Below are 26,249 nucleotides of genomic sequence, written 5' to 3'. Positions count from 1 at the left end.
GGCTGGCCGATGCCCGATGCCCCGGCTTACCCGACGAGGCCGGGAATGCCGGTGAGCAACTGGCGCATGTAGTCGACCATCAGGTTGAGCATCCACGGACCGGCGACCACGAGCGTGATGAACACGGCGAGCAGCTTGGGGATGAACGACAGCGTCATTTCGTTGATCTGCGTGGCCGCCTGAAACAGGCTCACGAGCAGACCGGAGACGAGGGCGACGATCAGCAGCGGTGCGGCGAGCAGCAGGCAGATCTGCATGGCCTGATGGGCCAGCGCCATCACGGTTTCCGGAGTCATTTCGCAGGCCTCCCCGCTACGTCGTGAAGCTCTGGGCCAGCGAGCCCAGCAGCAGTTGCCAGCCGTCGACCACCACGAACAGCATCAGCTTGAACGGCAGCGAAACGGTGGACGGCGAGACCATCATCATCCCCATGGCCATCAGCACGCTGGCCACCACGAGGTCGATGATCAGGAACGGAATGAAGATCGTGAAGCCGATCTGGAAAGCCGTCTTCAGTTCGCTGGTGGCGAAGGCGGGCACGAGAATGCGCATCGGCACATCTTCCGGGCCGTTCATCGGGGGTGTCTTGGCGAGCTTGGCGAACAGGGCGAGGTCCGCTTCACGCGTCTGCTTGAGCATGAACGAGTGGAACGGCTTCGCGCCGGTGTCGATGGCCTGCTCGAAGCTGATCTTGTTCGCCGCGAACGGCTGGTAGGCGTTCGTGTAGACCTGATCGAACACGGGCGACATGACGAAGAAGGTCAGGAACAGCGCGAGACCGATCAGGATCTGGTTCGGCGGCGAGGTCGTCACGCCGATGGCGTGACGCAGCAGCGAGAGCACGATGATGATGCGCGTGAAGGCGGTCATCATCAGCAACATCGCGGGCAGAAAGCCCAGCGACGTGAGCAGCAGCATCGTCTGCACGGACAGCGAGTAGGTCTGTCCGCCGCCCGGTGCGGGCGTCGTGGTGAAGGCGGGCAGGGTGGCCTGCGCGAAAGCGCTGACGGGTATCGTCAGGCCTGTCAGGCAAAGCAGACATGCAAGCAGCGCGAGTGCGAGACCCGGCTTCGGACTGGCCGTCGGACGGAAAATACGCGCCGGGCCCGGTGCTTGTCCGGCCAGCAACACGCCGCGTGACATCAGGTGTCCTTTTTCATCGTTTCGCGCAGCTTTTGCGCAAAGGCTTGCGCGGCGCGGTTGGCTTGCGTGCCCGGATGGGCGGCGGCGGGGGCCGGTGAATCGGCGACATGATCGGCAACGCGATCGGCGTCGATCACATGAAGGCTGCGGACCTGACCCGGCGCAACGCCGAGCACGACCCAGTCGCCAGCCACTTCCACGACGACCACACGTTCGCGTTGTCCGACCGCAGCACTGCCCACGATGCGCACGTTGCCGCCACCGAGCGGGCGTTGCAGCCCGAAGCGCTTCGCGAGCCACGCCAGCCCGAAGAGCAACGCCAGCACGAGCACGAGGCCGAAGCCTGTTTGCACGATGCCAGCACCGCCGAGGCTCGGCACGGCCGCCGCTTGCGAAGCGGTGCCTTGCGCGTGGGCCATCGAGACGGGAAGGAGGGCAAGACCGGCGAGAGCGGCCAGACCGGTCTGAAGGGAGAGCGGACGCGCCGACTTCTGACGGGCGCGCATCACACGATGCATGGACGTCGGCCCGGCGGCGCTTGCCGCAGCGCGCCGCACGGGCGTGCCGCGGACTTTCATTGCAATCATCGGTTGAGCTTACGGATGCGTTCGGATGGCGTGATGATATCAGTCAGGCGAATGCCGAACTTGTCGTTCACGACCACCACTTCGCCCTGAGCGATGAGGCAACCGTTGACCAGCACGTCCATCGGCTCGCCGGCCATGCCGTCGAGTTCCACCACGGAGCCCTGTGCGAGGTGCAGCAGGTTCTTGATGGCGATTTTGGTGCGGCCCAGCTCCACGGTCATCTGGACCGGGATGTCGAGGATCAGATCGATGTCGTTGTGCGCGGCGCCGGCCGGATTACCTGCGGTCGCGGCGAGCGGCTGGAACACGGGGGCCGGCGCAGGCTGGGGTGCAGCGGCAGGCGCTGGCTCCGAAGCGGTCTGCTCGGCCATGGCACTGGCCCACTCGTCCGCCATGGCCTGGGCGTCTTCACCGGGCGTTTGAGGGGTATCGCTCATCACTCGTTGTCCTTACTGTAATCGCTGTGCGAATGGTTGATCATCTGGTTCACGCGCAGCGCGTATTGACCATTGAAGACGCCGTAATTGCAGTGCATCACGGGCACGCCGTCGACCTTGGCTTCGAGCACCTCGGGTACGTCGAGCGGAATCACGTCGCCCACGCGCATATTGAGCAGCTGCGAGAGCGTCATGTCGAATTGGGCGAGGTTCGTCACGATTTCCACATCGGCGGCCTGCACCTGCTGCGAGAGCAGACGCACCCAGCGCTTGTCGACTTCGAGCGTCTCGCCTTGCAGCGGGCTCGAGAGCTGGTCGCGCATCGGCTCGATCATCGAGTACGGCATGCAGATGTGGAATTCGCCGCCCACCGAGCCGAACTCGATGTCGAACGTGGTCGTGACGACGACTTCGTTCGGCGTGGCGACGTTGGCGAACTGCGTGTGCATTTCGGCGCGCACGTATTCGAACTCGACCGGGTACACCGGCTTCCACGACGCCCCGTAGTTCTCGAAGACGAGATCGAGCAGGCGCGCGATGATGCGTTGCTCGGTCTGCGTGAAATCGCGACCTTCGACACGCGTATGGAACCGACCGTCGCCGCCGAACAGGTTGTCCACCACGAGGAACACGAGGTTCGGATCGAACACGAACAACGCCGTGCCGCGCAGCGGCTTGATGTGGACCAGGTTGAGGTTGGTCGGGACAGGCAGGTTGCGAATGAACTCGCTGTACTTCTGCACGCGCACCGGGCTGACCGATATTTCGGCGCTGCGGCGCATGAAGTTGAACAGCGCAATGCGGAACAGTCGCGAGAAGCGGTCGTTGATGATTTCGAGCGTGGGCATGCGCCCGCGCACGATGCGCTCTTGCGTCGCGATGTTGTATGGCCGAATGCCGGAATGATCTTCCGACTCCGACCGTTCATCCTGTTCGCCGGTGACACCCTTCAGAAGGGCATCGACTTCTTCCTGCGACAGGAACTCCTCATGCGCCATGAATCACTCACTGAATTACAAACGCGGTGAACAGGACGTCGCCCACGGCTTGCTGCGGCATATTGGCTGCGAACGGCTGTGCGACCAACGCACGGATTTCGCTTGCCAGACGGCGTTTGCCGTCGATCGATGCGAGATCCTGCGGCTGCTTCGACGACAGCAACAACAACACTCGGCTACGTACTTCGGGCATATGTTGCGTGATGCGGGCCTGCGTTTCGGCATCTGCCACTTTGAGCGAAAGGCCGATGTGCAGGTAACGCTCGCCGTCTTCGCCCGAGAGGTTCACCGTGAACGGATCCATGCCGACAAACACGGGCGGCGGCGGGGGCGGCGGTGCTTTGGCCACTTCGCTACGTCCGGTCAGCAAATACACGGCGGTTGCTGCGCCGGCCGCTGCCATGAGCGCGACCGCCACGATCAACAGAATCCATTTGCGCATGCCCCCTCCGGAGGGAGCCGCGGCTTGCGTCGGTGCGGGATTTGCCATGTATTCGCCTGCTATTGGGTAGTGATTGTCGGCCAACCCGCCTGGGGGTGATCGGCCGAAAAGAAGGGACAATCGCGTCTAACTCGCGTCTTTGTCTTAACGGCAGAAAAACCCGCTTGCTTTAGGGTACTTTGCCGCCACGCTGCGGCGCCGCTTCACTTCGTCGCGCTCGTGGCGACGGCTGGCAGCCCCCATAGCATGGCGATTTGCGCCGACTTCAGCCCCGGTTATGCCACCGGCGGCAGTCTCAGGAAAACTTACGCGAAGGTGTCCACAAAGCCGTTGCTCGCGCGCACGGGGACGTTCACGGTCGTGGCGATGGGGGCGTCGTCCGCCGTCTGGCCGAAGCCTGGCGTACCGCGTCCGTTGCCATTGCCGCTACCGTTACCGCCACCATTGCCGTTCGCCCCTTGTTGCGCGAAGGCCTGCTGCTGCGAGCTGTCGCTGCTCACGGTCGCATTGCCGAGCGCGATGCCATTGTTGGCAAGGCTGTCGCGCAACTGCGGGAGCGCGGCCTGAACGGCGTCGCGCACGGCGGCGTGTTGCGAGACGAACATGGCCTGCGCCGAGTCGTTCGCCACGTTCAGGACCACGTGCAGCGGGCCGAGGTCGGGCGGGTTCAGACTCAGTTGGGCCGTCTGCGCATGGGCGCTGGAGAGCCACACCACCTGCTGCGAGAGCTGGTTGTTCCAGTCCTGCGTGCCGACGCGTGCGTTCAACGCGAGCGCGGCGGGCAAGTTGGCCTGCGCCTGCAATTGCGGCTGGGCCTCGACGGCCGGGGTGGCGCTTTGGGCGGCCTGCACGGCGGCTTGCGTCGCGGCGGTGGCCGCCTGCGAGGCGACGTCGCGGGTGCCCTGCGCCTGTGCCAGTGCGTCGGCCACGCGTTGTTGTGCCTGTGCATCGGTACCGGCGACCGGCGTGGCGGCCCTCGCGTCCGTCGCAGCGGCCTGGGCGGTCGTTGCGGTATGCGCGGCAGTGGCGTTCTTCGCCAGCGTGTCGAGCGAGATGCCGCCCGTCGGGCTTGTCGTCGATGCGGCTGGCGTGACGGTGCCCTTGACCGGCGCTGCGGTATTGGCGGCGGTCGTCACAGGTTTGGCGTCGGCATCGGTGCCTGCGGGCGGTTGGCCCGTCAGTTGCGCGGCACCTGCGGCTTGCATCGCGCCGGCGACGGCGGCCGTGATGGCGGCGCCCGTGCCCGGCTTGCCGTCGGTGGCCGTGGCGACTGCGTCGCCCGTCGGCGATGCCGGGACAGGTGCGGCGGTTTGCAGCGGCGCGTTGTTCATCGCGGCGAGCGCGACAGCCAGTGCGGCAGCCGGATCGCCCGGGGCCGCGGCGGCCGTTTGTGTGTCGTCTTCTTCGTCCTTGCCGTCGTCGGCATTCGACGCGTTCGATGATTTCGAGGGCTTGTTCGAAGCGTTCGTTTGCCCGGTCTGTCCCGATTGTTCCGATCGTCCCGACTGTGCCGTCTGACCCGTTTGTCCCGAGGACGTGTTGTCCGTCGACTTGGAGCTGTTCGACGAATTGCTGGACGACGCATTCGTCTGCTGGGTCTGCCCGGCGTTGTTGCTCGCGCTGCTAGCCGAGGGCTGGACGCTCTGACGCGTTTGCTGCGAGAGCACCGTGGCGAACGGCAGCACGCCAGCGTCGTCGCTGTTCGACGAACCGGCGCGGTTCACGGCTTGGCGGGCAGCGCCGGCGGCATCGGTCAGGAAGCTCAGAATCGACATAGTGGGCTCCTCTATTCCTTCAAATCGGGGATTCGGCACGACGGCGCAGGCTGCGCGCGGCGTACTCGTCGTTTTCCTTCTGCTCGCGACGGGCCACGCGCACAGCGGTGCGGGCTTCTTCGCGCGAGGCGAGCGTGCCGAAGGAATTCAGGCGGCGTTGCTGTGCCTGCCATTCCCGGCGCGCGACGGTGAGACGCTCTTCCGCTTGCTGGAGCAGCATGGCCTGCTGTCCGATGGCGGTGTCGAGCGTATCGATGAATTGCTGGAAGTTGCGCCAGTCGCATCCCGCCATGCCCTGAATCGTTGCCGTCTGCATGCGCGTGCGGTACTCGTGACGATACTGACGCAGCGCTTCGAGCTGACGCTCGACTTCGGCACGTTGCGTCTGACGCTCGCCAAGCAGGCGCGCAGCTTCGTCCACGTCCTTCTGGGCGAGTTCGATGAGCAACTTGAGGGGCAGGGTGGAATTCATGGCCGCCTCCGATTAGTGGAACAGTCCGCGCAACTGCTGCACGGCGTCCGGATAACTGGCCCGCTCGCGCATCCCCTGTTGCAGGAAGCCTTCGAGACGGGGATACAGCTCGATTGCCTGATCGAGCATCGGGTCGGTGCCCGGCGCGTACGCGCCCACGTTGATGAGGTCGCGGTTGCGCTGGTAGCGCGAAAGCATCTGCTTGAAGCGGCGCACCGTATCGAACTGCGCGTCGTCGATGAGGGCGGCCATCGCCCGGCTGATCGACTGTTCGATGTCGATGGCGGGGTAGTGACCCGATTCCGCGAGCTGACGCGAGAGCACGATGTGCCCGTCGAGAATGGCGCGAGCCGAATCGGCGATGGGGTCCTGCTGATCGTCGCCTTCGGTCAGTACGGTGTAGAACGCCGTGATGGAACCACCGCCGTCCGGACCGTTACCGGCACGTTCGACCAGCGCAGGCAGCTTGGCGAACACCGAGGGCGGGTAGCCCTTTGTCGCAGGCGGCTCGCCGATGGCCAGTGCGATCTCGCGCTGCGCCATTGCGTAACGGGTGAGCGAATCCATGATCAGCAGCACGTCTTTGCCCTGATCGCGGAAGTACTCGGCCAGCGTCGTAGCGTAGGCCGCGCCTTGCAGGCGCAGCAGCGGCGAGACGTCGGCGGGTGCGGCCACGACGACCGAGCGCGCCAGACCGTCCGGCCCGAGAATGTTCTCGATGAAGTCTTTCACTTCGCGTCCGCGTTCGCCGATCAGACCGACGACGATCACTTCGGCTTGCGTGAAGCGGGCCATCATGCCGAGCAGCACGCTCTTGCCGACGCCCGACCCTGCGAAGAGACCCATGCGCTGACCGCGTCCCACGGTGAGCAGCGAATTGATGGCGCGCACGCCGACATCCAGCACCGACTCGATGGGCGCGCGGCCCAGCGGGTTGATCGGCACCGACGCGAGCGAGGCGCTGTCGGTCATGCCGAGCGGGCCGAAGTCGTCCAGGGGGCGACCGGCGGCGTCGACCACACGGCCGAGCAGGGCTTCGCCCACGGGCAGTCGCTTGCCGTTGTGACGTTGCGACGGGAGCGGGCCGTCGGCGGCGGGTTCCATCGGGAACACGCGCGCACCGGGCAGCAGGCCCGCAACTTCCGTCTGCGGCATGAGGAACAGACGGTCGCCACCGAACCCGACGACTTCGGCTTCGGCCGTGGCCGGTTCGCGCGAAGCGTCGTGCACCGGCAACTCGATCAGACAGCCCGCGCCGACCGGCAACCGCAGGCCGACGGCTTCGAGCACCAGACCGGCGGCGCGCGTGAGACGGCCGCAGCGGCGTGTCGGCTCGACGGCGTGTACGTGCGCGATGCGCTCGCGCAGAGTGTTCTGCCACCGCCGCAGGTGCGCATCGCGCGCGAGTTCGCGAGCGTTCAGTGCATTGTGCGGTTGCGGCGTTGCGACGGCCGACGTGTTGGCGTCGGTCGTGTGAGGTCCGTCGGTGGAAGCGTCGTCGCTGGCTTGCAAGGCAGATTCGGCGTCGGCCTCTTCGTCGTGATCGTGATCGTCGGGCTGCAACGCACCGGCTTGCACCGTGTGCGTGTCGATCTCATCCCACAACCGCACGGAAGGCGTGGTGCCGTCGTTCGCCGGGGCGGGCGTGGGCGGCGTGGCTTCGTCATGCAGGTTCCCGGTGCTGGGCAGCACCGGCGCATGCGCGGAGAGTGGGGTGAGTTCGGCGTTCACCACGGCAGATCCTTGCCCAGTGCGGCCATGACGCGTTGCCAGCGGGTCGCGATGGTGGCGTCGACTTCACCGCTCGCGGCTTCGGCCTTGCAGCCGCCGCGTTCGATGGCGGGATCGGGGCGCACGGTCCAGCCGGCGGCGCGCAGTTCTGCACCGACGTGCGACTCGACGAGTTCGACGTCTTCCGGGTTGAGCAGCAGACGCGGCGAGCCTGTGAGCGGATCGTTGGCCAGCAGATCGCGCACGATCGGCAGCAGCGTTTCTGGCCGTACGGCCAGCGTCTGGTGCAATGCCTGACGCGCGATGTCGAGCGCCAGGCCAAGCAACGGTTCAGCGACTTCACGGTCGATGGCGTTCACGGCGTTGCCGAAGCCATGCGCGATATCCGCGAGTTGTGCGGCGCGCGTGTCGACTTCGTGCTTTCCGTCTGCCTGACCGGCGGCATAACCTTGCGCGTGACCGGCGGCATACCCTTCGGCGTGTCCGGCGGCGCGCGCTTCTTCGCGCCACGCGGCGATTTGTTCGACGAGCGCCGGATCGTCCAGCGGGTTGGGCGGTTTGGGCGGCGGCGGGGCCGGGGGCGGCGGCGGGTCGAACGACGCCATCTCCCAGCGTTGCCAGGCGGAGAGGCGTTCCTTCGGGATGATGGTCGACATGCGCGCGGGCCCCGTTTCGTTACACGTACGCGTCGTCGCCGCGGCCGCCGATCATGATGGCGCCCTGATCGGCCAGGCGCCGCACGACTTGCAGCACCTTCTTCTGTTCGGCTTCGACTTCCGAGACACGGACCGGTCCGCGCGATTCCAGGTCTTCGCGCAACAGTTCGGCCGCACGGGCCGACATGTTCTTGAAGAACTTCTCGCGCAGCTCGGCCGGCGCGCCCTTGAGCGCGATGATGAGCGACTCGGACTCGATTTCCTTGAGCAGCACCTGAATGCTGCGGTCTTCCACGTCGAGCAGGTTCTCGAACACGAACATCTCTTCGACGATCTTCGCCGCGAGGTCCGAGTCGTAGTTGCGCACGGCTTCGATGACCGATTCTTCGTGCACGCCGCCCAGATAGTTGAGGATTTCCGCAGCGGTACGCACGCCGCCCATCGGGCTGCGCTTGATGTTCTCGCTGCCCGAGAGCAGTTTGGTCAGCACGTCGTTCAGCTCGCGCAGTGCGGCGGGCTGAATGCCGTCGAGCGTGGCGATACGCAGCACCACGTCGTTACGCAGACGTTCCGTGAAGAGCGCGAGGACTTCCGACGCCTGATCGCGGTCGAGGTGCACCAGAATCGTCGCAATGATCTGCGGGTGCTCGTGGCGGATCAGTTCGGCCACGGCCGTCGAGTCCATCCACTTCAGCCCTTCGATACCGCTGGTGTCGCCGCCCTGCAGAATACATTCGATCAGGCCGGCGGCCTTGTCGTTACCCAGCGCCTTGTTGAGCACCGAGCGAATGTATTCTGACGAGTCGAGCGACAGCGCCGAGTGCTGTTCCGCTTCGAGCACGAAGTCCTGCAGCACGTCGGCGATCTGATCGCGCGTGACCTGTCGAAGCTGAGCCATCGCTGCGCCGAGCTTCTGCACTTCACGTGGCGCGAGGTACTTGAAGACCTCCGCCGCTTCATCTTCGCCCAGCGACATCAGGAGGATGGCGCTGCGTTGGAGTCCCTCAGCCGCGCTCATCGCCACCACCCACCCATGCTTTGACTACCGTTGCCACGATCTTCGGATCCTGTCGCGCCACCTGACGCGCGTACTGCAAATTACGTTCGTAAGCGCTGAGTTCGCCACGCTTGCCGGCCTCGCCGTCTGCGCCTTCGCCTTCACCGCCCTCGGCGCCTGGTGCGCCGCCCGCACCGGCTGCGCCTGCCATCGTCGGCTCGGCCGGCGGCGGTGGGGTCAGGTGCTTACGGATCGCCGGACGAATCACGCCGAACCACAGATAGAGGCCGATCAGACCGATCAGCGCCCACTTGCCCACTTGCTTGGCCAGTTCGATGTTCTGACGCTGACGCCACCACGGCAGGTTCGCTTCCGGATCTTCTTCGACCGTGAATGCGCTGTTGACGATGTTGATCGTGTCGCCGCGCTGGCCGGAGAAGCCGATGGCTTCCTTCGACAGATTCTGGATCTGGTCGAGCTGGGCTTGCGTGAGCGCCACCATCGCGGGCTTGCCCTTGGCATCCGTGCCCGGACGGTAGTTCACGACAATCGCGGCCGACAGACGCTTGAGCCCGCCGGTCGCCTGCTGCACGTGACGAATCGTGCGGTCGACTTCGTAGTTGACCGTGGCGTCCTTGCGGTCGCTGCGCGGGCCTTGCGGGGCGCTGGCGGCGCTGGCCGGGTTGGCGCCTTGCTGGGCGAACTGCTGTTGTTGCTGCTGCTGCGTGATCGGCGCGGTGGCCTGGCCCGGCGGCTGGTTAGACAGCGCGCCCGGCACTCCACCGGCGGCGTTCGCACCGATCTGAGTGGCTTCGCTGCTTTGCTGGCTGCGAACGGCTTGTTCGCCCGCATTCGGCTTGTAGTTTTCGGACGTCTGCTCGACCTGATTGAAGTCGACGTCTGCCGTCACCTGCGCATGCACGTTGCCCGGCCCGACGATCGGGTTCAGGATCGCCTCGATGCGGCGTGCGTAGGACTGTTCGAGTTCGCGGACGTACTTGAGCTGGCTGGCGTCCAGACCCAGCGCATTACCGCTTTGGGCGGAGAGCAGATTGCCGTTCTGGTCGAGCACCGTCACGTTCTTGACGGGCAGTTCCGGCACGCTCGACGCCACCATGTGCACGATGGCGCTCACTTGTGCATCGTCGAGCACGCGGCCCGGATGGAGCGTGACCAGCACCGAGGCGCTCGGCTTTTGCTGTTCGCGCACGAACACCGACGGTTTCGGGATTGCGAGGTGCACGCGGGCAGCCGATACGGCGGAGAGGGATTCGACCGAGCGCGCCAGTTCGCCTTCGAGGGCGCGCTGGTAATTGACCTGTTCGGCGAACTGGCTGATACCGAACTTTTGGTTGTCCATCAGTTCGAAGCCGACCAGACCGCCCTTGGGCAGACCCTGCGAGGCTAGACGCAGACGGACGTCGTGCACCTGTTCGGACGGCACCAGAATGGCCCCGCCGCCCTCGGCGAACTTGTACGGCACGTTCATCTGCTGAAGCGACGTGATGATGGCGCCGCCGTCGCGATCGCTCAGGTTGCTGTACAGCACCTTGTAATCGGGGGCGCGGCTCCACAGGAAGACGGCGATCAGCAACGCGACGATGGCCGCGCCGCCGATGAGCAACGGCAGGCGCTCACGCGAGCGCAGCTGCGCGAGCAGAGGCGGCTTAGCGGCGACGTCAGCCACCTGGGTGGCGGCGTTCATGCGCGGCTCCACGCCAGAGGCGTTGTGATGACGGTCATCGCGGTGGAAGTGCTCACTAACATGCGACAGAATTCTCCGGGTACGCGTGGCATCGGGCGCACATCCTCAAGCGGCTAAGGATTGGAAAGAAACTTGGTACAGGTGCGCACGATGCCGATGGTCCTGATTATTCGTTGGCGAATGTGGAATCGTTCTGAGGATTAGGCGGGTCTTTCCCCGTTAATTAGGCTATTGAGGGCTTGCCAAGGGGTGGTAAGCTCCGACGTGACTGATAAAAGGCAATCCGGTGTGGGCCGCGGGTGTTTCGCGGGGTGCCGGGGTTGTTGTATCGACGCATCGACATAAGCAAGGACAAGCACAATGGACATTCCGGGGATCGAATCGGTACTGCAGAAGCTGGGCGGCGTTGCGTCGCAGGCGGCGGGCTCGATCATGGGCACGTCCAGTGCCGGCACGGGTGCCGCGTCGAAGACGGGCGGTTTTGCGTCCGAGCTTGAAGCATCGCTCAAGCGTATATCCGCATCGCAGAACGGCGCCGAAGCGCAGGCCAAGGCCTTCGAAATGGGCGAGCCGGGCGTAGCGCTGAACGACGTGATGGTCGACCTGCAAAAGGCCAACATCGGCTTCCAGATGAGTCTGCAAGTGCGCAACAAGCTCGTTTCGGCCTACACAACCGTGATGAATATGCAGGTTTGATGGCTGACGGAATGGCCGCTGAGAGAGCCCCGTCTGTGACGGGGCTTTTTTGTTTTTGCTCGCCTTATGCCGCCTCAACTCGCATCGGTGTCGGCATGATTCGCTTCAGGAATTCGTGAAAACGCGGCACGCTGAACGCCGTTTCACCAATCAACGATTCGTGGAGCATGCCGTTGGCGACCAGTTGTTCGCGAACGGGCTCGAGTTCTTCATGGGGTCTCCCATAGTTCGCCGCGATAACTTGCGCGTCATGAGGGCCCTCGCCAAGTTCGGCCATCGTTCGCAGATAGCGCCGCTCCAAAAATGTCAGCCGCTGAAAGCGAAGTCGGTAGAAGTTTCGATCCAGCGCATCGACTGCGGGACCGGACACCTGTCGAACGTCCTCCGCCGTGATAGGACTTTCCCTCGAGGCTCGCCAAGCCAGTTTTCCCCATTGCTGAAGGAAATACGGGTAAGCGCCGGTTTGCGCAACGATCTCATCTAGCGCCTCGACAGCGATGACTACGCCGGCCTCCTCTGCCGGGATGGAGATGGCATTACGAGCCGCGTCGTTTGAAAGTGCACCCAGATCGTGAATTTCGAACATTCGCTCGGCGTAGGACTTTGCGTCACCTATCTTCTTGATGACGGGCGGAAGTCCCGCGCCGACGAACATGACGGGCAACTGGTACTGGTTGCATCGATGAAGTGCATAGAGCAGCGAGGACAACTGCTCTTGAGGCATGCCTTGAAGCTCGTCAATGAACATTACGAGTGCAGTGCCTGCGGATTTTGCCGCGCGTCCAGCCTCCACGACCAGCGCACAAAGATCCAGTTCGAGGTCACCGCTATCCGCGAGGCCCGGTTCGGGGGGATAGTCCAGACCGACCTCGATATCGCCATATCTCACTTTCAATCCAGTGACGAAACCTGCGAGCGCTTTTAGTCCTCGAATAGCTGCATCTCTTGCCGTTTGGGTCCGGCTCATGCGGAGCAGCGCGACACGAAGCGCTGGTGCAATGGACCCGGGCAGCGATTTCACTTCAGGCGCTTCGAGGTGCACCGTGATGACATCTCGCTGTTCAGCGTCGAAAAGCAGGCGTTCGAGGAGCACGGTCTTGCCGACGCCTCGTAAGCCGACCAACAACTGGCAGTTCGAGTGCCGTCCACTACGAACACGTTCGATACAAATGCGGACTTCCTCGCGGATGTCATCGCGACCGGTCAAGGCGGGCGGGGGCGCGCCAGCGCCGGGATTAAAGGGGCTTAAGATGCCGTCCATGTTGATTGGGTCCAAAGAGTTAACAAGGCGTCATGCCCGGTCGGTTGATCCGTGGCATGTGGACTCCATGCTATTGAGAACCCCTGACTAATGCGGATGTTGCAGCGTGAAGGCGCGCGGATTGCTCCGCGAATACCTTGACTGACGGGCATTCGAGCCGACTGTGGGTCGCCCCGGCGAAATGGTGAATTCGGACACTTCACGCCACACACGCGTCAAACGTGCATGGCGCGACCTAGCGGCTGCGGTGTCAGGCAGACGGGGGTGAGGCGGGGAGCGGTGGCGGGTTTTCTGCCGATGCGTCGGCCGGGACTTCCGGGGGCTGAATGCCCGGGGGGAGCGGGGGCGGTTTGCCGCCGCGTCCGGCTTCCAGCTTGTAGAGCCATGCCAGCAGTTCGGCGACGGCCTGATAAAGCTGTGCGGGAATGCGCTGGTCGAGGTCGACCTGCATCAGCAGACTCACCAGCTCCGGCGACTCATGCACGTACAGGCCATGCTCGCGCGCCGTACGCACGATGGTCTCGGCCAGCAGCCCGTAACCCTTTGCAACGACACGCGGGGCCGAATCCTTCGCGCCGTAAGCCAGGGCGACCGCAGTGCGGCGTTCCGGTGGCGACGTCATGCGTCACCTCCGGTTTGCGGCGGAGTATCCGTCACGGGAATGGGCAGTTCCGCGACTTCAACATCGTTGGGTGGTAGACCGGACACAGCGGAATCCCCCTGCGCCGCCACCTCACCCGCATCGTCGAGCGCACCGAACGACAACTGACTCGCGATCAGGCCGACGGCTGCCAGCCGGTGGCGCAGGTCTTCGCCCTCGTTCGAGAGCACATCCGTTGCCGCTGTCGAGTCGGTCAGCAAGCGTGCCTGTAACTGCTGACCCGACAACCCCAGCGTGACGTCGATGGTCCCCAGCGAGGGCAGTGTCAGACGCAAATGCGTATGCCACGTCGACGGCGCAGCGGCCTCGCCCGGTGCTTGCTGCCCGGGACGCTCTTCGACGCGCCACTCCATCGGCGCGCCGGGCCATGCCATGCCATTCCACTGAAACTGAGGATTGACCAGCATGTCGAGCTGCTGACGGACCAGCGTCACGCTCTCGGCCGGTGTATTCGCGACGGCCGCAATCGCGCCCGCCGCACCGTGCTGTTGCGCGTTCGCCGACGTGCCGCCGACCGCCTGCGCAGCGTCGCCGCCATCGTTTCCGGTGGGCAGCACGCTGCTCGTCGTATGCGCCACGCTCGCGGCATGCGTAAGTGCGGTCGCGGTGTTCGGAAGATTCGCACTGGCGCGCAGTCCGCCGTCCCCGCCATCGCCCTGCGCTGGTGGTGTGCCGGTGCCGGACTGTGCCGACGTGGGATTCGGTGTGGCCGACGGCTGGGTCGATGCCAAGGTCGACGGACTCAAGGTCGGCCAGCCGGTCGCCAGTGCAGCCTCGCCGCCCGCCGGGCCGAGCAAGCGCGTCAGCGGCCCGGGGCCGGGCAGCGTGGCATCCGCACCGGCAGCGCGCAACTGCGCCGCAAGATTCGCGGACGCCGGCCAGCGCAACTGCGGCTCGGCCTGCAACTGCTCGAACGAGCGGCTGCCCGAGGCCCATTGCGACAGATGCGATTCGTAGAAAAGCCCGCTCGCCGACAACGCTTCCTTCAGCGCGGCAGCGACCAGCGGCGCCAGCGCCGGAGCGCCCGTGCCGGGCGCCGCAGGCCACACCGGCGCGCTCGCCTGCACGGGGCCGGGCGAGTCGGGGGCAAGACGCAGAATGGTGTCGATGGTGCGCGCGGCGGCGGACAGCGTGGCCTGCTGAACCGGCGTGGGGACACGCGCGGCCGTCTGCGACGTTGCGTTGCCCAGCGCGACGGCCGTGGGGGAGGTCTTGGTGGCGAGGTCGCCGAGTGCGGAAGTAGCGTCGCCCGTCGGCTGTGAGCCGGCGATGGCGTTGGGCGCGGTCGTCGAAGACGCCCCTTGCGCCACGCCGAGCAGCGAGTCGAGCCGCCGTGCGAGTGTCGTGGCCAGAACCGAGTCGAGACCGGCCATGCCTTACTCCGAGATGCGGGCGACGTGACGCGCGGCGCGCGTCAGGTACCCAGGTTCAGGCCGTAGACTTCGTGCAGGGCACGTTGACGGCGCGTGCTGTTGATCATGGCGTCCAGGTGCGCCAGATGGGGCACCGCGAGATCGCGAATGGCGGCATCGTCGGCCAGAATGCGGCGGATGATGGCGTGCTTGCGCGTGCGCTCGTCGTCGGACAGCGGCAAATCGGCGTCGAGCTGCTTGATCGAGTCGACCTGTGCACGATACTGCGTCTCGAGATCGATGAGGGCATCCCAGTCGCCATCGCGCGCCACACCGAGCATGCGCTCAGTGAGACCGGCAATACTTTCGTAGCAGTTCAGCAAGGTCGTGGCTTCATTCATAGCGCACTCCGGTGCCCGCCTGAGCGGCGGGGGCACCCGTGCCGGCAGTCGGGGCGATCGCTCGCCAGGCCGATGCAATTGTCTCGAGCAGGGTGTCGACTTCTTGAATCTTGGCCACATCGTTCTCGAGGTTGGCTTCGAGAAGACGTCGCCCCATGTAGTCGTAGAGATCACGCAAGTTGCGCGACAGTTCCCCACCAACTTCCATATTCAAACCATCGCGCAGACCGCCGATGATCTCGATGGCTTTCGAGACGGCTTGTCCGCGCTCGGCGATATGGCCGGCTTCGAAGTGAATGCGCGCTTTGGTGAGCGCAGCCTTGGCACCGTCGAACAGCATCACGATGAGCTGGTGCGGGCTCGCGGCGATGACGCCGGTTTCGAGCCCGACCTTGCGATAGGCATTGGCGGCGTTCTGACCGTACATGACTGTCTCCGCCGCTTACTTCGAGGACGACGACGACGAGCCGCCCAGCACTTGCTTGAGATAGTCGCTGGTGTTCTGCAGCTTGGCCATCGTGGCGTCCAGTGCCGTGAATTGCGCCAGATAACGGTTCTGCATCTGCGTCATCTGGTTTTGCCAGTCGGATTCCTGCTGCTGAATCTGCTTGATCGACGTGTTCAGGTTGTTCGTTGCGCTCGTGACCGCGCCCTTGGCGCTCAGGAAGTCGCCGACCTGCGTGTTCAGCAGCGACGCGAAGCCCTGCGAGAAGCCGATGTTGCCGCGATTGCCCGTGGCCGTGCCCGACACCGTGATCTTGAGGCCGTCGATCGGGGTGCCTGCGGCGCCGGTGAGCGTCTGACCGCTGCCGACCGCGGTGAAACCGCCGATGGTGCCGACGACGTCCAGTCCGGTCGTCGTGTTGTTGCCGTTGAACAACTGGTTGTAAGCCGAGCCACCCGTGACGATCACTTTCGACGCCGAGCCGTAACGGTTCGATGTGATCGTCAGAATGCCGTTGTTCGACGCCACCGACACGCCCGACTGTGCCGTGGTGAACTTGCTGTTGCCGTTGATCGCCGCCTGAATGGCCGAGGCCAACTTGTCCCGGGTGTAGGTGCCCGGCGGAATCAGCACGCTGGCGATGTTGCCGTCGAGCGAGATCTGGAGTTCGTTGCTGCCAGCCGCAATCGTGGTCGTCGCACCCAGCGTGATCGCGCCGGTGGTGGTGCCTTGCGTGGCGGCCTGCGAAATGTTGATGCCGTACTGGCCCGGCTGCGTCGCGTTCGTCGAGCTGGTGAAGCTCACCAGACTGTCGGTCGTCTGACCGTTGGTCGCGAACAGCGAGGCGAGCGCGTTGAAGCCGTTCGTCGTGTTCATCGCCTTGCTCAGGGCGGTGGTGTCGACGGACAGCGTGCCGTCCTTATTAAAACCGACGCCGACCTGCGCGAGCGATGCGAGGCCGGTCGAACCGACGCCCGGCAGCTTGCCGTTAAGAATTTGGGTCAGACGGTTCTGCACGAGCTGAACCGTCGAGTCGCCGATCAGCGGACCGTTGTTCGCGCCGTTGCCGGTCTTATCGAACGCGGTGAGCTTGCTGATCGTCGATTGCAGCGTGTTGTAAGCGGTGGCGAACGACTGCACGGCTTGGGTGACGGCCGAAGAGTTGCGACTAGTCGTGACGGTGGTCGAGCCGACCTTCGTCAAATTCAGCGTGACGCCCGTGACCGACTTGGTCACGGTGTTCGTGGCGCTGGTGACCGCCAGACCGTTCACGGTCAGGTTAGCGTTTTGCGCGGCGCTCGTCTGCGTCAGGTTCTGGGTGCCGGTCGGATCGTTGGCCAGCAGGTTCGTGACCGTGGGGTCGCCGCCGGCGGCCACATCGATCTTCATGCTCATGTTCTCGCCGGTCGTCTTCGAGGTCAGCACGAGACGATAGGGCGTGCCGCTACCGTCGTTGACGATGGTCGCTACAGCGTCGCCGTTCTGGGCGTTGATGGCGTCACGAATACCGGTCAGCGAGTTGTTGCTGCTGTCGATCGTAAGGTTGATCGGCGTGGAGCTGGCGTTCGCCGCGAAGCTCGCACCCGAGTACTTGCCATCGGTGAGCGTGCCGCCCGAGATCGTGCCGAGGGTAATCGTCACCTTGGTCGACGTGCCCGTGCCGATTGTGCTCGTCTGGCTGGAAAAGCCCGATGTGGTGAGGCTTTGCGCCTGGGCGAGCTGTGAGATGGCGATGCTGTACTGGCTGACGTTGGCCGTCGAATCGGCGGTTGCCGACAGGATCGTGCTGTCGCCGACTGCCGCCGCAACTTGCAGAAACTGCGAGGCGCTTGAGAGCGTGTTGAGTGAGGTCTGGAACGCAGACAACGCCGATTGCAATTGTCCGATGGCGGAGAGCTTCGTGTTGTACGCCGCTTCCTGGTTTTGCAGCAGAGTGAGCTTGTTCGTGGCAGGCGTCATCAGACTCTTCACGAGTGCATTGACGTCCAGGCCTGACCCGATCCCTGGTGAGGAAATTGTGCCCGGTCCGTTTGAAGTTGCCATGATGTGCTCTCACTCCGTTGAATTAATCGTTGCTACCCGGACCGCCCCAAAACACGATGGCCCGTAAAACAGGCGGCGGCGGCACCGTTTCGCAGTGACGCCGCCGTCGACCCGGCGAGCTTTCGCTCACCGGGTGTGTCAAGCACTACTCCGGTATTACTGGAGGAGCTTGAGCACTTGCTGCGGCAGCTGGTTCGATTGCGCCAGCATCGAGATACCCGCCTGTTGCAGGATCTGCGAGCGGGTCATTTGCGCCGTTTCCGCTGCGTAGTCCGTGTCCTGAACGCCCGAACGTGCCGAGGTCAGGTTTTGCGTCGTTGCCGACAGGTTGCTCACAGCCGACTGGAAGCGGTTTTGAATTGCGCCCAGCGTTGCGTTGAACGAGTCAGCCGTGCCGATGGCGGCGTCGATCTGTGCAACCAGCTTGGTTGCCGAGTCGACCGTCAGTGCGTTAGCCGTTGCGAGGCTGCCGCTGACTGCCGAAGTGCCTGCTGCGACGCCGATCTTGGTCAATTGGGCTGCCGTGCCGCCCACCGTGAAGTTCTGGCTCGAGACGAGGTTCAGCTTGCCGGTCGAGTCGACGAATGCCGTCACGCCGCTGCCGCTGGCGCTGATGGCGTCAGCCAGTTCGCCCACGGTCTTGAACGTGCCGGTGATCGACGTAGCCGTGGTGGAACCAGCAGCTTGCAGCGTCAGATCGTTGCCCGTCAGGGTCAGCGGCGACAGAGCCGTCTTCACGCCCGCAGTCGTAGCCGTACCCGGAACCGCCGGCGGACCGCCCGCAGCGGCGGCCACGGTCGTCGGGATCGTGATGCCGGTCAAGCCAGTTTGCGCCAGCGTGACTGCCGTAGCGGTCGCGTTGGAGAAATCGATTTCACCCGTCGTTCCGTTGACCGAGGCGAGGTTCGTGCCAGCGGTGGTGTTGATCGCGGCGGCCAGGTCGGCAGCCGTGTTGTACGTGCCGTTTGCGACTGCCGTGCCACCGACCGTGATCGAGTTGGACGCGTCGAGCGTGATCGAACCGAACTTGGCAGCCGTCGAGGCCGTTGCCAGAGCAACGCCACCGATCGAGCTTGAAGCCATGTTCTGGCTCAGGCTGACCGAGATCGACTGGCCGGCGTTGGCGCCAACCTGGAAGTTCGCCGCGCCCATCGAGCCGTTGAGCACCGACAGACCGTTGAACTGGGTTTGTTGTGCCGTACGGGTGATTTCCGACAGACGTTGCTGCACTTCCTGGTCGATGGCGGCGCGGTCCGACGTCGAGTTCGTGGCGTTGGTCGCTTGCACTGCCAGCGTACGGATACGTTGCAGGTTGTCCGAGATCGACGACAGGCCGCCAGCAGCGGTCTGCACCAGCGAGATGCCGTCGTTGGCATTGCGCTGCGCTTGCGTCAGACCGTTGATCTGCGACGTCATACGGTCGGTAATGGCCAGACCGGCGGCATCGTCAGCGGCGCTGTTGATGCGCAGACCCGACGACAGACGCGTGATCGACGTTTGCAGGCTGGATTGCGACGTGCTCAGGTTACGCTGGGCGATCGTCGAGAAGATGTTGGTATTGATGACAGATGACATTTAGCCACTCCTTTCCCAAAATTTTTTGGCTCCGGCTTAAGCGCCGTAACTTTGGCTCACCAGCCAATCGCCGAAAGCCGCCGTTGTAGGGGATATCGGACGGCCATTGGGAAAATTTAGGGTGGTTTTGCAAAATGCTTTGCCAGCCCCCATCGACTTGCCAGGCCGATGTCGGAAAAACGCTAGTAAGCCAGTCTACAAAATTCCTCCACGATTGATCCGTCAAGGAAAGGGGCAATGTGCCGCCTATTCATGCCCTGTAAGGCTCGGAGAGGTCGCGAGGCGCGGACGACCGTCGGCGATTGCCGATGGCGCGGCTGGTAATTCTCGACCGGCGCCAACTCCGGCCGGTGGACGAAAAAAATTTTCTCGTCGCCGTGAAAATTCCTCCGAAGGGCGCCTGTCGGCCCTCGAATGCAGCCCCGGAAATGCACGTGGCCCGCGATGGCGGGCCACGAAGTGAGTACTTAGTTCTTAGGATTCCCGGCGAAATCTGGCAGGAAATGTGGTGACGCTGTCGCGCCCCTCGCCGTGATCAGGCGCAGACCGGCCCCATCTCCGCGCTGACCAGACCGTGCTGCATCACGTAATAGGTCAACTCGGCGTTGTTATTCAGGCGCATCTTTTCCAGCAAGCGCGTGCGGTACACGCTCACGGTCTTGACCGAGAGCGACAGCGCGTTGGCGATGTCGGTGAGGCGCTTGCCCGAGCCGATCATGCACAGCGTCTGGTATTCGCGGTCCGACAGACGCTCGTGCGGCGGCTGGTCGGCGTCCGGTCCGAGATAGTCGGCGAGCGTTTCCGCGACCATCGGACTCACATACTTGCGGCCCGCGGCCACTTGCCGCACGGCCGAGACCAGTTGCTGGGCGTTCGAGCGTTTGCTCAAGTAACCGGCTGCGCCCGCCTTGAGCGCGCGCAGCGCGAACTGACCTTCGCCGTACATGCTGAAGATCATGATCGGCAGACGCGGGTGTTTGCGTCGCAGGGTCTTGAGAATTTCGAGACCGTTGGTGTCGGGCAGCGAGATATCCAGCAGGACAATGTCCCACTGGGCTGCGTCGGTCATCTCCAGCGCTTCTGCGCCGCAGTCGGCTTCGCCGATGACGGCGATGCTCCCGCTATCGGTGAGCAATTGCCGCACGCCCTGGCGCACGATGGCGTGGTCGTCGACGATGAGCACTCTAAGCGTCATGATGCGTATCCGTGAAGAGCAAGCGATTCCGGGCCGTGCTGGCCGGTCGGGGCAGGCAGGATCTGATGCCAGGGGAGCCGTGCGCTGACGAGCGTCCCCGATCCTTGAACACTGCCGATACGTAGCGTGCCGCCGAGCGCCGTGCAGCGCTCGCGCATGCCAACCAATCCGAAATGTCCCTGCTTGCGACGCGAGCCGCGGGCCAGCCCGCAACCGTCGTCGGAAATCGTGAGTTTGAGTGAACGATGGCTGCCGTCGAGCGCCACGACCACGCGCGTGGCGCGGGCGTGACGGCTAACGTTGGTCAGCGCTTCCTGAGCGATGCGATACAACGCCAGCACCGCGTCGGGCTTGAGGTTCGCAACGCGCTCGCGCGTCGCGTCGTCGCAGCGCCAGATGCACGTGAGACCGCTTTGCTCACCGACGTCGCGCAGCCAGACGCGCAGCGAAGTGACGAGGCCCGCGTCGAGGGCGGGCGGGCGGTTGCGGCCGACGAGTTCGTCGACTGCGTCTTGTGCAGCGTTCGCGACGTTCTGAATCTGGGTGCAGAAGGATTGCCACTCGGCGGTGTCGGCGGGCGCGCGCGTCGCAAGACGGGCGACGACCAGTTGTAATGCCGTGAGGTGAGCGCCGAGCCCGTCGTGCATCTCCCGCGCGAGTCGCGTGCGCTCGGCTTCGCGTGCTGCGTCGATCTTGCGTGCGACCGATTGCGCGAGCGGCCGGGCCGATGCCTTCGAGGCGGCCCGCGCTGCGCGCGAGGCGGACTCCACCGGCTGTGCGCTGTCACATGTCGGCTGTGCTGGCGGATTCGTCACCGTCTGCGGCGTCGTGGCGCGCGTGTGCAACGCGTCGTCAATCGACACGCGACGTCTCGCAGCCTGTGCGGCAGGATCGACGAGAAACGGCATGGAGGCAAATCCCTGAGAGAAAAAGTCCCGTGCCGCAACCCACGCGGCGAGACCCACAATCAATTTAACAAACTTTACATTTAGTCACAATTACACGCGGCGGGCGCCCGCGTGCTTGTTAGCGATGCGTAACTAATTGATTTGGATCAAGAAGTTTTCGCTTGCTTGAGGGGATTTCTGCGAAGACCCCGAATATATCAGGGTTTGTCCTAGCGCATCCAGTCGAGCGTATGTTTCAAACGACATTCTCGGTCCAAAACGGTCGTAATGCCTGAATCGACGAAGTTATTTCATACGATTGTTATTTTCTTTCAGACAACAGCACGGGTATACCACGCGCGCCATCGGTAAGCCGCCTCGCGTCGCGTTCCCTAAGAGACGTTGCTTTCGGTCTCCGAATCTAAGGGGAGCGTCACACCGGCGATCAGTCCAATACCGTGCGCGCCGGACGACAGTGTCACGGTGCCATGGCTTGCCGCCACGATTTCCTTCACGATGGCCAGCCCCAGACCCATGCCGGGCTGACCCGGCAGCGCGTTGCGGTAGAAACGTTCGAATACGCGCTGCCGTGCCTCGGCCTGAATGCCGGGGCCATCGTCGATGACGCGCAGGCGGGCGGTGTTGTCCGGACAGTCGATCGCAACGGTCACGCGTCCACCCTCGTGGATATAGCGGATCGCATTGTCGACAAGATTCATGACCATCGCATGAAACAGCTCGCCATTTCCCGAGACCCACACCTGCGCCTCGGTCGTCTCCAGCCCCAGATCGATATTGCGTCGTTGCGCCAGCGCGACCAGTTCTTCCAGCACCCCGGCCGCGACCGTCACCAGATCCACGCGCGTACGCGAGAACGCGGGCGTGTCCGCCGCCTCGGCCTGCGAGAGCAGCAACAGCTTGTTCGTCAGATCGGCCAGGCCGCGGCTGCTCGTCTGCATGGCCGCCAGCACATCGGCCAGCGCGGCGCGGTCGTCGAGCTGCGCGGCGAACTGCAACTGCGTGTCGAGCAGCGTGAGCGGCGTGCGCAACTGGTGGGCGGCGTCGGCGACAAAGCGCCGTTGCTGTTGCGCCTGTGCCGAGAGCCGCTGAATACACAGGTTGATGGCGTCGACGATGGGGCGCAGTTCCGTTTGCAGTTGCCCGGCGCGGATCGGCACCAGTTCTTGCGGCGCGCGTCCGGCCACTTCGTCCTTGAGCCGGATGAGCGGATGCAACTCGACCGTCAACCCGATGAGCACCAGCACGGCGGCTAACGCGGCCATGGCGATCTGCCGATGCAGCGAGGGCTTCCACAACTGCGCGAGCATCTCGTCACGCGCATGCATCGTCTCGGCGACGACCACCGCCACGCGATGCGGCTGGCCGGAGTCGTACATCGTACGCACGAAACTGATCGCGCGCAGCGGCTCGCCGTTCACTGTGACGTTCGAATAAGTGGGTACCGTCTGCGGAAACAGCGGCGGATGCGGAAAGTCGGGCGGCCCGGCGAGCAGCTTGCCGTCTTCGGTGATCACCTGATAGAACACCCGGTCGCGCGCGGGCGACGCGAACAATTCCAGTGCCGACGGCGGCACGCTCGCGCGCAGCGCGCCTTCCGCCCACGTGAGTTCGCCCGCAATGACCTGCGCCGAGGTGAGTAACGCGCGGTCCTGCACGAGTTCGGCGGTGTCGTGTGCGCTGCGATAGGCCTGCCAGCCGGTCGCCACGATATACAGCGAGAGCGGCAGCATCAGCCACATCAGCAGCCGGACGCGCAGACTAAGCATCTTTCTCGCGCAGCAGATAACCGAGACCGCGCAGGGTCATGATGGCCGCGCGGCTCGTTTCGAGTTTCTTGCGAAGCCGGTGGATATAGATCTCGATGGCGTCGGCGCTGGGTTCGTCGTCCAGTCCGAACACGCCGTCGACCAGCGCGCTCTTCGCCACGGTCTTGCCCTGCTTGCGCATAAGGATCTCAAGCACGGCGTGTTCGCGCGACGGCAACGCAAGCGGCGCACCGGCAATCGTGAATTGCCGTGTGCCCGCGTGGTAGCTCAGATCGGCGCATACGAGATCGGCGCTTTGCTCCGGTGCGTGGCGACGCGCCAGCGCCTTCACACGGGCGATCAGTTCGCGCACTTCGAAGGGTTTGACGAGATAGTCGTCGGCCCCGGCCCCCAGACAATCGACCTTTTCGTCGACCGAACCGCTGGCCGTCAGGATGATGACGGGCACGTTGTTGCGCCGCTCGCGCAGCCGCCGCAAGACATGCTTGCCGCCGAGCTTGGGCAGCATCAGATCGAGCAGCACCACGTCGTAAGTTTCCGTTTGCAGCAGACGGTCGGCGGCGTCGCCATCGCGCGCGGCGTCGACAGTGAAGTTGTCGTCGCGCAGCATGCGGGCGAGCCAGTGGGCCAGAGTCTCGTTGTCTTCGATCAGCAGCAGTTTCATGACGGGGAATGCAGAATGCGACGGCGAGTGTGCGCGCGGAACGTGGGCGCGCCAACAGCGGGTAAACACCCATGAGCATTGGGCGAAAACCTGCAGGGGGCGAAAGCTTGATGAAAGCTTCGGTTTTCTACAATTTGCGCCAGGGCAGAGGATACGCATCAGAGGACCGCTGCCCGGGCCCGGTGACACAGATATCACGACGGGCCGGCCGGCGCCGCAATCGGTTCGGGCCATTATTCCTAAAAATCGATGGAGACACCACAATGCGAGCAAGCCTTGGCGTGCGTGCGCCGAAAGCCTTCGTGAAACCCGTTCTGGCCGCCGTCTTCGGCGTGTCGCTGGCGTTGGCCGCCGCACCGGTTTTCGCTGCCGATAGCGGCAAGATCACGATCATGGTCGGCGGCATCACCAAGATGGTCTACCTGCCTGCCAAGCTTGCCGAGCAGCTCGGCTACTTCAAGGAAGAGGGCCTGAACGTCGAACTGCTGTCGCAGCCAGCCGGTGTCGACGCCGAAAACGAATTGCTCGCCGGTGCCGTGCAGGCCGTGGTCGGCTTCTACGATCACTCGATCGATTTGCAGAGCAAGGGCAAGGAGATTCAGGCCATCGTCGTGTTCGGTCAGGTGCCGGGCGAAGTGGAACTGGTGAACGCCAAGAGCAAAGACACCATCAAGAGCATGGCCGACGTGAAGGGCAAGACCCTTGGCGTGACCGGTCTGGGCTCGTCGACGAACTTCCTCACGCAGTATCTGGCCGCCAAGCACGGCCTGACCTCGGCGCAGTACTCGGTGCTGCCGGTGGGTGCGGACAACACGTTCATCGCCGCCATCAAGCAAAACCGTATCGACGCTGGCATGACCACGGAGCCGACCGCCTCCCAACTGCTCAAGACCGGCGACGCTGCCGTGCTCGTCGATATGCGCACGATGGAAGGCACCGTTGCCGCGCTGGGCGGCGCCTACCCGGCATCGAGCCTGTATGTGCAGCGCGCGTGGCTCGACAAGCACAAACCGGAAGCGCAGAAGCTCGCACGTGCCTTCGTGAAGACGCTCAAGTTCATCAACACGCACTCGGCGGCCGAGATCACCGAGAAGATGCCGAAGGACTACTACGGCAACAACAAGGCGCTGTACGTGCAGGCCCTGCAGAATTCGCTGCCGATGTACTCGCCGGACGGCCGCATGCCGAAGGACGGTCCGGAGACCGTGCTGAAGGTGCTCTCCGCGTTCAACCCGAACGTCAAGGGCAAGCACATCGATCTGTCGAAGACGTACACCAACGAGTTCGTCGAACAGGCGAAGTAAGTCTGTTCGCAACGACTTGCATCGGTTGACCCTGTAGTACCGGCGCGCGGTCCCCACGACGCGCAGCCCTTACCCGTAGAACGCCAGGCCGCCCCGCACCCGACCCATGTCCGGTGTGCGGACCGGCTCAGCCCTGGCAAACGCAATAACAGTGCTTAACACCGTTCCGACGTCATTCAGGAGCCGGGCATGACCCAGACCATTACCCCCACCGCACCGGCGCGCGCGCCAAGCGCCGTGTCACGCGATACGCCCGCCATCGAGTTCGACAATGTGTCGTGCCGCTTCATCTCGCCGGACGGCCGCGCCACCATCGCGCTGCGCAACTTCAGCATGTCGGTGGCGCGCGGTGAATTCGTCGCCATCGTCGGCCCGACCGGCTGCGGCAAGTCGACCACGCTGTCGATGATTACCGGCCTGCTGCGTCCGACCGCAGGCAGCGTGCGCGTAATGGGCCAGCCGGTCAACGGCATCGACCCGCGCATCGGCTTCGTCTTCCAGAACGACGCGGTTTTCCCGTGGCGCAGCGTGCGCGAGAACGTGGCCGCCGGGCCGCTGTTTCGCGGTCAGTCGAAAGATGCCGCTTATGCGCTGGCCGACGAATGGATCAAGCGCGTCGGGCTCGACAAGTTCGGCGGCCACTATCCGCACCAGCTCTCGGGCGGCATGCGCAAGCGCGTGGCCCTGGCGCAGACCTTCATCAACAACCCCGAAATCCTGTTGATGGACGAACCGTTCTCCGCGCTCGACATGCAAACGCGCACGCTCATGCAGGACGAGTTGCTGCAACTGTGGTCGTCGACGTCGGGCTCGGTGGTGTTCGTCACGCACGATCTCGAAGAAGCGATTGCGCTGGCCGACCGGGTGTTCGTGCTCACGGCGCGCCCGGCGACATCGAAGAACACGTACGCGATCGATCTGCCGCGTCCGCGCGTGATGTCCGAGATTCGCTACGAACAGCGCTTCATCGACATCTCCCGCGAGATCTGGGCGGACCTGCGTGAAGAAGTGAAGATCGGCTGAGTGGCACGGAAC

At 64.2% G+C, this 26,249-nt stretch carries 26 protein-coding genes; 3 read left to right on the top strand and 23 right to left on the bottom strand.

The features are described from left to right. Positions 1 to 26: 26 nt before the first annotated feature. The 12 genes from fliQ to fliF all read right to left on the bottom strand — a co-directional run bounded on the left by fliQ (position 27) and on the right by fliF (position 10,943). Complete coding sequence (gene fliQ, locus MB84_RS24190; protein ID WP_046290176.1) at positions 27 to 296, bottom strand: flagellar biosynthesis protein FliQ; 270 nt, start codon at positions 294 to 296, stop codon at positions 27 to 29. A 16-nt stretch (positions 297 to 312) separates the two neighbouring features. After that, positions 313 to 1,143 carry a flagellar type III secretion system pore protein FliP gene (gene fliP / locus MB84_RS24185; protein WP_084009960.1) on the bottom strand — a complete coding sequence of 277 codons (831 nt, stop codon included), beginning with the start codon at positions 1,141 to 1,143 and terminating at the stop codon, positions 313 to 315. Continuing rightward, positions 1,143 to 1,721, bottom strand: a complete 579-nt coding sequence (fliO, locus tag MB84_RS24180) for a flagellar biosynthetic protein FliO (RefSeq protein ID WP_245725448.1) — start codon at positions 1,719 to 1,721, stop codon at positions 1,143 to 1,145. Before fliO ends, fliP begins: the two co-directional genes overlap by 1 nt. 5 nt (positions 1,722 to 1,726) lie before the next feature. Further along, entirely contained in the window at positions 1,727 to 2,167 is a 441-nt protein-coding gene (gene fliN, locus MB84_RS24175) for a flagellar motor switch protein FliN (protein WP_046290175.1), read from the bottom strand. Beyond that, a complete protein-coding gene (gene fliM, locus MB84_RS24170; protein ID WP_039394002.1) occupies positions 2,167 to 3,165 on the bottom strand; it encodes a flagellar motor switch protein FliM in 999 nt (332 codons plus the stop codon). Before fliM ends, fliN begins: the two co-directional genes overlap by 1 nt. A gap of 7 nt (positions 3,166 to 3,172) precedes the next feature. Continuing rightward, complete coding sequence (fliL, locus tag MB84_RS24165) at positions 3,173 to 3,607, bottom strand: flagellar basal body-associated protein FliL (RefSeq protein ID WP_245725447.1); 435 nt, start codon at positions 3,605 to 3,607, stop codon at positions 3,173 to 3,175. A gap of 305 nt (positions 3,608 to 3,912) precedes the next feature. Next, on the bottom strand, positions 3,913 to 5,382 hold the full coding sequence (locus tag MB84_RS24160) for a flagellar hook-length control protein FliK (RefSeq protein WP_052652762.1): 1,470 nt from the start codon (positions 5,380 to 5,382) through the stop codon (positions 3,913 to 3,915). Positions 5,383 to 5,401: 19 nt separating this feature from the next. Further along, the gene (gene fliJ, locus MB84_RS24155; RefSeq protein WP_039401735.1) at positions 5,402 to 5,854 is read right to left on the bottom strand and encodes a flagellar export protein FliJ; all 453 of its coding nucleotides are present in this window, start codon (positions 5,852 to 5,854) and stop codon (positions 5,402 to 5,404) included. 12 nt (positions 5,855 to 5,866) lie between these two features. Further along, positions 5,867 to 7,432: a flagellar protein export ATPase FliI gene (gene fliI / locus MB84_RS24150; RefSeq protein ID WP_425415921.1), complete on the bottom strand. Its 1,566-nt coding sequence runs from the start codon at positions 7,430 to 7,432 to the stop codon at positions 5,867 to 5,869. Positions 7,433 to 7,581: 149 nt separating this feature from the next. Next, the gene (gene fliH / locus MB84_RS24145; RefSeq protein ID WP_046290173.1) at positions 7,582 to 8,241 is read right to left on the bottom strand and encodes a flagellar assembly protein FliH; all 660 of its coding nucleotides are present in this window, start codon (positions 8,239 to 8,241) and stop codon (positions 7,582 to 7,584) included. 19 nt (positions 8,242 to 8,260) lie between these two features. Then, positions 8,261 to 9,259 carry a flagellar motor switch protein FliG gene (fliG, locus tag MB84_RS24140; protein WP_084010092.1) on the bottom strand — a complete coding sequence of 333 codons (999 nt, stop codon included), beginning with the start codon at positions 9,257 to 9,259 and terminating at the stop codon, positions 8,261 to 8,263. Next, positions 9,246 to 10,943, bottom strand: coding sequence for a flagellar basal-body MS-ring/collar protein FliF (fliF, locus tag MB84_RS24135; protein WP_046290172.1), 1,698 nt, complete (start codon positions 10,941 to 10,943; stop codon positions 9,246 to 9,248). The genes fliG and fliF overlap by 14 nt, the downstream gene beginning before the upstream one ends. Positions 10,944 to 11,303: 360 nt before the next feature. On the opposite strand from fliF, the gene fliE reads away from it, so the two are divergent. Then, the gene (fliE, locus tag MB84_RS24130) at positions 11,304 to 11,639 is read left to right on the top strand and encodes a flagellar hook-basal body complex protein FliE (RefSeq protein WP_046290171.1); all 336 of its coding nucleotides are present in this window, start codon (positions 11,304 to 11,306) and stop codon (positions 11,637 to 11,639) included. A 64-nt stretch (positions 11,640 to 11,703) separates the two neighbouring features. Here fliE and MB84_RS24125 read toward each other — a convergent pair whose 3' ends face one another. The 11 genes from MB84_RS24125 to MB84_RS24075 all read right to left on the bottom strand — a co-directional run bounded on the left by MB84_RS24125 (position 11,704) and on the right by MB84_RS24075 (position 23,910). Further along, a complete protein-coding gene (locus MB84_RS24125) occupies positions 11,704 to 12,900 on the bottom strand; it encodes an ATP-binding protein (RefSeq protein ID WP_046290170.1) in 1,197 nt (398 codons plus the stop codon). Between the two features lie 250 nt (positions 12,901 to 13,150). Then, positions 13,151 to 13,522, bottom strand: a complete 372-nt coding sequence (locus tag MB84_RS24120; protein WP_084009959.1) for an EscU/YscU/HrcU family type III secretion system export apparatus switch protein — start codon at positions 13,520 to 13,522, stop codon at positions 13,151 to 13,153. Further along, positions 13,519 to 14,934 carry a flagellar hook-length control protein FliK gene (gene fliK / locus MB84_RS24115; protein ID WP_046290169.1) on the bottom strand — a complete coding sequence of 472 codons (1,416 nt, stop codon included), beginning with the start codon at positions 14,932 to 14,934 and terminating at the stop codon, positions 13,519 to 13,521. Before fliK ends, MB84_RS24120 begins: the two co-directional genes overlap by 4 nt. A gap of 41 nt (positions 14,935 to 14,975) precedes the next feature. Next, a complete protein-coding gene (locus tag MB84_RS24110) occupies positions 14,976 to 15,314 on the bottom strand; it encodes a flagellar protein FliT (protein ID WP_046290168.1) in 339 nt (112 codons plus the stop codon). Then, positions 15,307 to 15,741, bottom strand: coding sequence for a flagellar export chaperone FliS (fliS, locus tag MB84_RS24105; RefSeq protein ID WP_046290167.1), 435 nt, complete (start codon positions 15,739 to 15,741; stop codon positions 15,307 to 15,309). The genes MB84_RS24110 and fliS overlap by 8 nt, the downstream gene beginning before the upstream one ends. A 15-nt stretch (positions 15,742 to 15,756) precedes the next feature. After that, positions 15,757 to 17,730: a flagellar filament capping protein FliD gene (gene fliD, locus MB84_RS24100; protein ID WP_211279327.1), complete on the bottom strand. Its 1,974-nt coding sequence runs from the start codon at positions 17,728 to 17,730 to the stop codon at positions 15,757 to 15,759. A 228-nt stretch (positions 17,731 to 17,958) separates the two neighbouring features. After that, positions 17,959 to 19,377 (bottom strand): flagellin N-terminal helical domain-containing protein, encoded by a 1,419-nt coding sequence (locus MB84_RS24095; protein ID WP_046290165.1) that lies wholly within the window; start codon positions 19,375 to 19,377, stop codon positions 17,959 to 17,961. Positions 19,378 to 19,912: 535 nt separating this feature from the next. Continuing rightward, positions 19,913 to 20,572 carry a response regulator gene (locus tag MB84_RS24090; protein ID WP_046290164.1) on the bottom strand — a complete coding sequence of 220 codons (660 nt, stop codon included), beginning with the start codon at positions 20,570 to 20,572 and terminating at the stop codon, positions 19,913 to 19,915. After that, on the bottom strand, positions 20,569 to 21,480 hold the full coding sequence (locus MB84_RS24085) for a sensor histidine kinase (RefSeq protein WP_052652756.1): 912 nt from the start codon (positions 21,478 to 21,480) through the stop codon (positions 20,569 to 20,571). The genes MB84_RS24090 and MB84_RS24085 overlap by 4 nt, the downstream gene beginning before the upstream one ends. A gap of 371 nt (positions 21,481 to 21,851) precedes the next feature. Next, positions 21,852 to 23,246 carry a sensor histidine kinase gene (locus MB84_RS24080; protein ID WP_046290163.1) on the bottom strand — a complete coding sequence of 465 codons (1,395 nt, stop codon included), beginning with the start codon at positions 23,244 to 23,246 and terminating at the stop codon, positions 21,852 to 21,854. Then, positions 23,239 to 23,910 (bottom strand): response regulator transcription factor, encoded by a 672-nt coding sequence (locus MB84_RS24075; RefSeq protein WP_046290162.1) that lies wholly within the window; start codon positions 23,908 to 23,910, stop codon positions 23,239 to 23,241. The genes MB84_RS24080 and MB84_RS24075 overlap by 8 nt, the downstream gene beginning before the upstream one ends. 263 nt (positions 23,911 to 24,173) lie before the next feature. Between MB84_RS24075 and MB84_RS24070 the strand changes: the two genes are divergently transcribed. Together MB84_RS24070 and MB84_RS24065 are read left to right on the top strand one after the other, a co-directional pair. Then, the gene (locus tag MB84_RS24070) at positions 24,174 to 25,214 is read left to right on the top strand and encodes an ABC transporter substrate-binding protein (RefSeq protein WP_425415878.1); all 1,041 of its coding nucleotides are present in this window, start codon (positions 24,174 to 24,176) and stop codon (positions 25,212 to 25,214) included. Between the two features lie 189 nt (positions 25,215 to 25,403). Then, positions 25,404 to 26,237, top strand: a complete 834-nt coding sequence (locus MB84_RS24065; protein WP_046290161.1) for an ABC transporter ATP-binding protein — start codon at positions 25,404 to 25,406, stop codon at positions 26,235 to 26,237. Positions 26,238 to 26,249: the final 12 nt, after the last annotated feature.

It is taken from the genome of Pandoraea oxalativorans, assembly GCF_000972785.3.
Taxonomy (GTDB): Bacteria; Pseudomonadota; Gammaproteobacteria; order Burkholderiales; family Burkholderiaceae; genus Pandoraea; species Pandoraea oxalativorans.
This window is presented reverse-complemented; position numbering and strand designations above follow the sequence as displayed.

What these genes read in the sequence shown, in the direction of transcription:
- fliJ (WP_039401735.1), bottom strand. Translation starts at nt 5,854, where the DNA reads ATGAATTCCACCCTGCCCCTCAAGTTGCTCATCGAACTCGCCCAGAAG.
- fliS (WP_046290167.1), bottom strand. Translation starts at nt 15,741, where the DNA reads ATGTACGGTCAGAACGCCGCCAATGCCTATCGCAAGGTCGGGCTCGAA.
- fliP (WP_084009960.1), bottom strand. Translation starts at nt 1,143, where the DNA reads ATGTCACGCGGCGTGTTGCTGGCCGGACAAGCACCGGGCCCGGCGCGT.
- MB84_RS24125 (WP_046290170.1), bottom strand. Translation starts at nt 12,900, where the DNA reads ATGGACGGCATCTTAAGCCCCTTTAATCCCGGCGCTGGCGCGCCCCCG.
- fliM (WP_039394002.1), bottom strand. Translation starts at nt 3,165, where the DNA reads ATGGCGCATGAGGAGTTCCTGTCGCAGGAAGAAGTCGATGCCCTTCTG.
- fliH (WP_046290173.1), bottom strand. Translation starts at nt 8,241, where the DNA reads ATGTCGACCATCATCCCGAAGGAACGCCTCTCCGCCTGGCAACGCTGG.
- fliG (WP_084010092.1), bottom strand. Translation starts at nt 9,259, where the DNA reads ATGAGCGCGGCTGAGGGACTCCAACGCAGCGCCATCCTCCTGATGTCG.
- fliO (WP_245725448.1), bottom strand. Translation starts at nt 1,721, where the DNA reads ATGAAAGTCCGCGGCACGCCCGTGCGGCGCGCTGCGGCAAGCGCCGCC.
- MB84_RS24075 (WP_046290162.1), bottom strand. Translation starts at nt 23,910, where the DNA reads ATGAAACTGCTGCTGATCGAAGACAACGAGACTCTGGCCCACTGGCTC.
- MB84_RS24085 (WP_052652756.1), bottom strand. Translation starts at nt 21,480, where the DNA reads ATGCCGTTTCTCGTCGATCCTGCCGCACAGGCTGCGAGACGTCGCGTG.
- MB84_RS24065 (WP_046290161.1), top strand. Translation starts at nt 25,404, where the DNA reads ATGACCCAGACCATTACCCCCACCGCACCGGCGCGCGCGCCAAGCGCC.
- fliN (WP_046290175.1), bottom strand. Translation starts at nt 2,167, where the DNA reads ATGAGCGATACCCCTCAAACGCCCGGTGAAGACGCCCAGGCCATGGCG.
- fliF (WP_046290172.1), bottom strand. Translation starts at nt 10,943, where the DNA reads ATGAACGCCGCCACCCAGGTGGCTGACGTCGCCGCTAAGCCGCCTCTG.
- fliL (WP_245725447.1), bottom strand. Translation starts at nt 3,607, where the DNA reads ATGCGCAAATGGATTCTGTTGATCGTGGCGGTCGCGCTCATGGCAGCG.
- fliQ (WP_046290176.1), bottom strand. Translation starts at nt 296, where the DNA reads ATGACTCCGGAAACCGTGATGGCGCTGGCCCATCAGGCCATGCAGATC.
- MB84_RS24090 (WP_046290164.1), bottom strand. Translation starts at nt 20,572, where the DNA reads ATGACGCTTAGAGTGCTCATCGTCGACGACCACGCCATCGTGCGCCAG.
- MB84_RS24120 (WP_084009959.1), bottom strand. Translation starts at nt 13,522, where the DNA reads ATGACGTCGCCACCGGAACGCCGCACTGCGGTCGCCCTGGCTTACGGC.
- MB84_RS24095 (WP_046290165.1), bottom strand. Translation starts at nt 19,377, where the DNA reads ATGTCATCTGTCATCAATACCAACATCTTCTCGACGATCGCCCAGCGT.
- MB84_RS24080 (WP_046290163.1), bottom strand. Translation starts at nt 23,246, where the DNA reads ATGCTTAGTCTGCGCGTCCGGCTGCTGATGTGGCTGATGCTGCCGCTC.
- MB84_RS24070 (WP_425415878.1), top strand. Translation starts at nt 24,174, where the DNA reads ATGCGAGCAAGCCTTGGCGTGCGTGCGCCGAAAGCCTTCGTGAAACCC.
- fliE (WP_046290171.1), top strand. Translation starts at nt 11,304, where the DNA reads ATGGACATTCCGGGGATCGAATCGGTACTGCAGAAGCTGGGCGGCGTT.
- MB84_RS24110 (WP_046290168.1), bottom strand. Translation starts at nt 15,314, where the DNA reads ATGAATGAAGCCACGACCTTGCTGAACTGCTACGAAAGTATTGCCGGT.
- fliK (WP_046290169.1), bottom strand. Translation starts at nt 14,934, where the DNA reads ATGGCCGGTCTCGACTCGGTTCTGGCCACGACACTCGCACGGCGGCTC.
- MB84_RS24160 (WP_052652762.1), bottom strand. Translation starts at nt 5,382, where the DNA reads ATGTCGATTCTGAGCTTCCTGACCGATGCCGCCGGCGCTGCCCGCCAA.